This window comes from Streptomyces sp. NPDC059398 (assembly GCF_042751845.1).
Classification (GTDB): Bacteria; Actinomycetota; Actinomycetes; order Streptomycetales; family Streptomycetaceae; genus Streptomyces.
On record NZ_JBHYWP010000111.1, the window covers coordinates 19,705 to 27,031 of the forward strand.

General features: G+C 71.7%; 5 protein-coding genes. All 5 read left to right on the forward strand.

The genetic code is table 11. The features are described from left to right. Positions 1-145 precede the first annotated feature (145 nt). The 5 genes from ACFXBC_RS29925 (at position 146) to ACFXBC_RS29945 (ending at position 7,277) form a co-directional block, all read left to right on the forward strand. Positions 146-760: a 2Fe-2S iron-sulfur cluster-binding protein gene (locus ACFXBC_RS29925; RefSeq protein WP_385031334.1), complete on the forward strand. Its 615-nt coding sequence runs from the start codon at positions 146-148 to the stop codon at positions 758-760. Then, the gene (locus ACFXBC_RS29930; protein ID WP_385031337.1) at positions 757-1,746 is read left to right on the forward strand and encodes an FAD binding domain-containing protein; all 990 of its coding nucleotides are present in this window, start codon (positions 757-759) and stop codon (positions 1,744-1,746) included. The genes ACFXBC_RS29925 and ACFXBC_RS29930 overlap by 4 nt, the downstream gene beginning before the upstream one ends. Before the next feature lie 15 nt (positions 1,747-1,761). Next, positions 1,762-3,870, forward strand: coding sequence for a xanthine dehydrogenase family protein molybdopterin-binding subunit (locus ACFXBC_RS29935; protein WP_385031340.1), 2,109 nt, complete (start codon positions 1,762-1,764; stop codon positions 3,868-3,870). Positions 3,871-4,016: 146 nt separating this feature from the next. Beyond that, positions 4,017-4,895: an endo alpha-1,4 polygalactosaminidase gene (locus tag ACFXBC_RS29940; protein ID WP_385031343.1), complete on the forward strand. Its 879-nt coding sequence runs from the start codon at positions 4,017-4,019 to the stop codon at positions 4,893-4,895. 162 nt (positions 4,896-5,057) lie between these two features. Continuing rightward, on the forward strand, positions 5,058-7,277 hold the full coding sequence (locus ACFXBC_RS29945; protein ID WP_385031346.1) for an NADP-dependent isocitrate dehydrogenase: 2,220 nt from the start codon (positions 5,058-5,060) through the stop codon (positions 7,275-7,277). Positions 7,278-7,327: the final 50 nt, after the last annotated feature.

The window sequence follows — 7,327 nt, forward strand, 5'->3', positions numbered from 1 at the left end:
AATGGACTGAACAGACCGAATGGACTGAACAGACCGCACGGACCGACCCGCGACCGTACCCGGAGGCCCCCTCCCGGAGGCCCCCTCCCGGAGGACCCGCCCCAGGAAGCCAGAAGACCCGCCCCAGAAAGGGTGTGCAGGACGGATGCAGCCGAGCAGCGGACCGACCGGGCCGCGAAACCCGTCAGGAAAGGCGCCGTCAGAAAAGGCGCCGTCAGGAAAGGGAGCGTCGGGCAAGCCGCCGACGCGGTCGACGGTGACCCTGCGGATCAACGGGGCGGCCCACACCCTGGACCTGGACCACCGCACTACGCTCCTGGACGCCCTCCGCCAGGAGATCGGGCTCACGGGTGCGAAGAAGGGCTGCGACCACGGGCAGTGCGGCGCGTGCACGGTGCTGGCCGACGGATCCCGCGTCAACAGCTGTCTCCTGCTGGCCGTCGCCCAGCAGGACGTCGGCATCACCACCATCGAGGGGCTCGGCGGCGCCGGAACCCCCCACCCCGTGCAGGAGGCCTTCCTGGACCGGGACGGGTTCCAGTGCGGCTACTGCACCCCGGGCCAGATCTGTTCGGCGGTCGGCGTGCTGGCCGAAGCCGCCGCGGGGCACCCCTCCCACGCCACGGCCGCGGAGGCTCTCGCGGACGAAGGCCCCGCCGAGCTCACCCCGGCCGAGATCCGGGAACGCATGAGCGGCAACCTCTGCCGGTGCGGTGCCTATCCCCGTATCGTCGAAGCCATCGAGGACGTGGTCGTGTGAAGCCGTTCGGCTATGTGAAGGCCCGTACCACCGATGACGCCCTCCACAGCTTCCTCTCGCTGCCCGACGCCCGGTTCATCGGTGGCGGCACCAACCTCGTCGACCTCATGAAACTCGGTGTGGAGACCCCCGCCCACCTCATCGACGTCAGCGGACTGCCCCTCGGCACGGTCGAAGAACTGCCCGGCGGCGGGCTCCGCGTCGGGGCGACCGTACGCAACAGCGATCTCGCCGCCCACCCTGCCGTACGCCGTAACTGGCCGGTGCTCTCGCAGGCGCTGCTGTCGGGCGCCTCGGGCCAGCTCCGCAACGCGGCCACCACCGCAGGGAATCTGCTCCAGCGGACCCGCTGTCCGTACTTCCAGGAGACCGGGCAGCCTTGCAACAAGCGGGAACCGGGGTCCGGTTGCGCCGCCGTCGAAGGGGTCAACCGCGACCACGCCGTCCTCGGCCACTCCGCCCACTGTGTGGCGACGCACCCCTCCGACATGGCGGTGGCCCTGGCGGTCCTCGACGCAGGGATCGAACTCGTCGGCCCCAGCGGCGAACGGACCGTGCCCGTGGCCGACTTCCACCGGCTCCCCGGCGACCGCCCGGAGCAGGACACCGTCATCCGGCCGGGGGAGCTGATCACCTCGGTCGTGATCCCCGGCGCGTCCGGCGGGATGCCCTCCGCGTACCGCAAGGCGCGCGACCGCGCCTCCTACGCCTTCGCCCTGGTCTCCGTCGCCGCCGTTCTGGCAGTCGGCGACGACGGCCTGATCCGGTATGCCCGCCTCGGGTTCGGAGGAGTCGCGCACAAACCCTGGCGCGCCACGACCGCCGAGGCCGTCCTCACCGGAGCGCCGGCCGATGAGAGCACCCTTCTGCGGGCGGCCGACGCCGAACTGGCCCAGGCCGTCCCCCTGTCCGGCAACGCGTTCAAGGTAAGGCTCGCCCGCAATCTGGCCGTCGACACCCTGGCCCGTCTCGCGGACCGCGGCTGAGGAGGAGAGCACCCCGTGAACCAGCACACGTCCACGACCGGCGCCCCCGTGCACCGCCGGGAAGGCCGGGCGAAAGTCACCGGCGCCGCTCCCTACGCCGCCGAGCACTCCCCGCCCGGCCGCGTCCACGCCTGGCCGGTCCCCGCCAGGATCGCCTCCGGCCGGGTCAGCGCCGTGCACACCGGGGACGCGCTGGCACTCCCCGGCACCATCGCCGTACTCACCGCGGACAACGCGCCCCGGCTGGCAGCCACCGACGACCCCACCCTGGACCTCCTCCAGAACGACCGGGTGCCGCACTACGGGTGGTACGTCGCCCTCGCCGTGGCCGAGACCCTGGAAGGGGCGCGTGCCGCAGCACAGGCCGTACGGGTGGAGTACGAGAGCGACCCCCACGATGTGGTGCTGGCGGCCGGCGACCCCGCGATCTACGCGCCGGAGGAAGCCAACGGCGGCTTCCCCGCCGACCGTGAACGCGGCGACTTCGCCGCCGAGTACGCACGGGCGCCCGTCCGGGTCGATGTCTCGTACACCGTCCCCCCGCTCCACAACCACCCGATGGAGCCCCATGCCAGCACCGCGGAGTGGACCGGCGGACATCTGACCGTGCATGACTCCAGCCAGGGCGCGACGGCGGTCCGCCAGGCCCTCGCCACGCTGTTCGCCACCCCGGAGAGCGACATCACCGTCAACTCCCCGCACGTCGGGGGCGGGTTCGGCTCCAAGGGCACCCCGCGCCCCCAGGTGGTGCTGGCCGTCATGGCGGCCAGGCACACCGGGCGCCCCGTGACGCTCTCGCTGCCGCGCCGGCAGATGCCCGCGGTGGTCGGCCACCGTGCCCCCACGCTGCACCGCGTCCGGCTGGGCGCGGAAGACGGCGGCGTGATCACATCGCTGGCCCACGAGGTGATCACCCACACCTCGCGGATCAAGGAGTTCGTGGAGCAGGCCGCCGTCCCCGCGCGGATCATGTACCGCTCACCGCACAGCCTGACGACCCATCGCGTCGCCGCCCTCGACGTCCCCAGCCCCTCCTGGATGCGGGCACCCGGCGAGGCGCCGGGTATGTACGCGCTGGAATCGGCGATGGACGAACTGGCCCTCGCGGCGGGTCTGGACCCGGTGGAGCTGCGGCTGCGGAACGAACCGGACACCGAGCCGGACAGCGGCCTGCCGTTCAGCAGCCGTCACCTCACCGACTGCCTGAAGGAGGGGGCCCGGCGGTTCGGCTGGAGCGGCCGGGACCCCCGCCCCGGTGTCCGGCGGGAAGGCGGGCTCCTGATCGGGACCGGTGTCGCCGCCGCGACCTACCCGGTCCTCGTCTCCCCGTCCGAGGCGACGGCGCACGCGGCGCCGGATGGCACCTTCCTGGTACGGATCAACGCCACCGACATCGGCACGGGAGCCCGCACGGTCCTGGCCCAGATCGCCGCCGGTGTGCTGGGCGTACCGCTGGAACGCGTGGCGGTCGACATCGGCAGCAGCGATCTGCCCAGCGCGTCGCTCGCGGGCGGTTCATCGGGCACCGCGTCCTGGGGCTGGGCGGTCCACCAGGCCTGCACCTCACTCGGGAAGCTGCTCGGTGAACACCCGGGAGCGCTGCCGCCCGACGGCCTGCACGCCGCGGCCGACACCAGCGGGCAGGCCGGGGAGCCGGTGCCCTACGCGCGCCACGCCTTCGGCGCCCACTTCGCCGAGGTGGAGGCGGACCCGGTGTCGGGCGAGGTACGTGTCCGACGGCTGCTGGGGGTGTTCGCGGCCGGACACATCCTCAACTCCCGTACGGCGAGAGCGCAGTTCATCGGCGGCATGGTGATGGGCATCGGGATGGCCCTCACGGAGGGCAGCACCGTCGACCCCGCGTCCGGCGCTTTCGTGGAGAGCGACCTCGCCTCGTACCACGTCCCGGTCTGCGCGGACGTCCGCTCCGTCGAGGCGCACTGGATCGACGAGGAGGACGAGCACCTCAACCCGATGGGCAGCAAGGGAATCGGCGAGATCGGCATCGTCGGTACGGCGGCCGCGGTCGGCAACGCCCTCCATCACGCCATCGGCGTCCGGCTGCGCTCCCTTCCGCTCACCCCGGACAAGGTGCTGGAGGCGATGGACCGCGCACGGTCCTGACGGACTCCGTACCGGGCAGGACAGGAGAGGGCGGGACGGGGGCAGGACAGGACAGGGCAGGACAGGGCAGGACAGGCGGGGTTCGCCGCCGGGGCGGCTCCCATGATCAAATCAGCTTCCCCTGCTCCCACCGCGAAAGCCCCGACGTGCCCTCTCCGTACCACCCCTCGCTGCTCCGCCGCGCCGCCCGTGTCCTCGCCCCGGCGCTGCTCCTCCTCGTGGCCGGCTGTTCCTCCGGTGGCCCCGGCGACGGTGCCACCCCCACCACTGCGGCCTCCACCCGGGACAGCGGCGTTCACAAGCCCCCGGCCCGAGCCTCCTTCGACTATCAGCTGGGCGGCCCGTACCGGCCGCCCGCCGGGGTGCGGGTGGTCTCCCGCGACCGCACGGCCGACCCCGCACCCGGCCTGTACAACATCTGTTACGTCAACGCCTTCCAGTCGCAGCCCGGCAGCGCCATCGGCTGGTGGCAGAAGCACCACCCCGACCTGCTGCTGCGCGACCGGCACGGCAAGCCGGTCGTCGACGAGGACTGGCAGGAGCCCCTCCTCGACATCTCGGGGGCGGCTGAGCGCAAGGCGCTCGCGGACATCGTCGGCCGCTGGATCGACGGCTGCGCCGACGCCGGTTTCGACGCGGTGGAGCCCGACAACCTCGACTCCTACGAGCGCTCGCACGGTCTGCTGACCGAGGACGACGCGGCGTCCTTCGCCCGGCTGCTGGCCGCCCACGCGCACCGGCGGGGTCTCGCCATCGCCCAGAAGAACACCACCGACCTGCTCGGCGAGCGCCACCGTATCGGCTTCGACTTCGCCGTGGTCGAGGAGTGTGGGAGCTTCCAGGAGTGCACCGAGTTCGCCACCGCCTACCAGGGCCGGGCCTTCGACATCGAGTACGGCACCAAGGCCTTCGACCACGCCTGCCGCGCCTGGGGAACGAAACTCTCCATCACCCTGCGTGACCGTGAGGTGACCCCGGCCGGTGAGCAGGGCCATGTGTACCGGCGGTGCGGCTCCTCCCGCTGACGGGCGCCTCCGGGCGGACCGGCGTACGGCCCCGGCGGCCCTGGCGTACGTGCCCCGCCCGCCCGGGGCCCCGGCCGCCGGGGGTGGGGCCCTGTCGAGAGGGGGGCGCTCAGGAGATATCTTGATGTCGAGCAATGTTGCAGACGTGGAGCGGAGCACCCGGTGACTGACTCGACCATCATCTATACACAGACCGACGAGGCCCCGGCCCTGGCGACGTATTCGTTCCTGCCGGTGATCCAGGCGTACGCCTCGACGGCCGGTGTGGCCGTGGAGAGCCGTGACATCTCTCTCGCGGGGCGGATCATCGCCAGTTTCCCCGACCGTCTTGACGAGAGCCTGCGAGTCGAGGACGCACTCGCCGAACTCGGTGAACTGGCCAAGACGCCCGGCGCGAACATCATCAAGCTGCCGAACATCTCGGCGTCCATCCCGCAGCTGAAGGCCGCCATCGCGGAGCTGCAGAAGCTGGGCTACGCGCTTCCGGACTACCCGGACGACCCGCAGACCGACGAGGACAAGGACGTCCGCGCCCGGTACGACAAGGTCAAGGGCAGCGCCGTCAACCCGGTGCTGCGTGAGGGCAACTCGGACCGCCGCGCCCCGGCGTCCGTGAAGAACTACGCCAAGGCCCACCCGCACCGGATGGGTGCCTGGTCGTCCGATTCGAAGACGAACGTCGCCCACATGGACGGCGACGACTTCCGCTCCACCGAGAAGTCGGTCGTCATCGACGAGCCCGGCTCGCTCCGGATCGAGCTCGCGGGGGACGACGGCACCACCACCGTCCTGCGCGAGTCGGTCCCCGTCCTGGCCGGCGAGGTCGTCGACGCCTCGGTGATGCGCGTGGCCGCGCTCCGTGAGTTCTTCACGGCGCAGATCGCCCGCGCCAAGGCCGAGGATGTGCTCTTCTCCGTGCACCTCAAGGCCACCATGATGAAGGTCTCCGACCCGATCATCTTCGGCCATGTGGTCCGCGCCTTCTTCCCGAAGACGTTCGCCGAGCACGGTGCGACGCTCGCCGCCGCCGGGCTGACCCCGAACGACGGCCTCGGCGGCATCCTCAAGGGCCTGGAGTCGCTGCCCGACGGCGCCAAGATCAAGGAGTCCTTCGAGGCCGAGCTGGCCGAAGGCCCCTCGCTGGCGATGGTCGACTCCGACCGCGGCATCACCAACCTGCACGTACCGAGCGATGTCATCGTCGACGCCTCCATGCCCGCCATGATCCGCACCTCCGGCCACATGTGGGGCCCGGACGGCGGCGAGGCCGACACCCTGGCGACCATCCCGGACAGCAGCTACGCCGGGATCTACCAGGTCGTCATCGACGACTGCCGCGCCAACGGCGCCTACGACCCGTCGACGATGGGCTCCGTGCCCAACGTCGGTCTGATGGCGCAGAAGGCCGAGGAGTACGGCAGCCACGACAAGACCTTCGAGATCCCCGTCACCGGCACGGTGCGGGTCCTCGACGGCCAGGGCGACGCCGTCCTGGAGCACGCCGTCAGCGCCGGTGACATCTGGCGCATGTGCCAGACCAAGGACCTGCCGATCCAGGACTGGGTGAAGCTCGCCGTCACCCGGGCCCGCGCGACCGGCACCCCGGCCGTGTTCTGGCTCGACGAGGGCCGCGCGCACGACGCCGCCCTGATCGCCAAGGTCAAGGCGTACCTCCCGGAGCACGACACCGACGGTCTGCAGATCGAGATCATGACCCCGGCGGACGCCATCGCGTTCTCGCTGGAGCGCATCCGCCGTGGCGAGGACACCATCTCCGTCACCGGCAACGTGCTGCGCGACTACCTGACCGACCTGTTCCCCATCCTCGAACTGGGCACCAGCGCGAAGATGCTCTCCGTCGTCCCGCTCATGAACGGCGGCGGCCTCTTCGAGACGGGCGCAGGCGGTTCCGCCCCGAAGCACGTCCAGCAGCTCGTCAAGGAGAACTACCTGCGCTGGGACAGCCTGGGCGAGTTCCTGGCGCTGGCGGTCAGCTTCGAGCACCTCGCGCAGACCACGGGCAACGCGCGCGCCCAGGTCCTCGCCGACACACTGGACCGTGCGACCGGCACGTTCCTCAACGAGGACAAGTCGCCGAGCCGCAAGCTCGGCGGTATCGACAACCGCGGCAGCCACTTCTACCTGGCGCTCTACTGGGCCCGAGAGCTGGCCGCGCAGACCGACGACGCCCAGCTCGCCGAGGCGTTCGCGGCGCTCGCCAAGACGCTCGGTGAGCAGGAGGAGACCATCGTCGGCGAACTGATCGCCGTCCAGGGCTCCCCGGCCGACATCGGCAGCTACTACCAGCCCGACCCGGCGAAGGCCGCGGCCGTCATGCGCCCGTCGGCGACCTTCAACCAGGCGATCGCGACGCTCGGCTGAGGTCCGGCGGGCCGTCCGCCCCACGGCGGCCGGGCCGCCCGCCGCCCCCC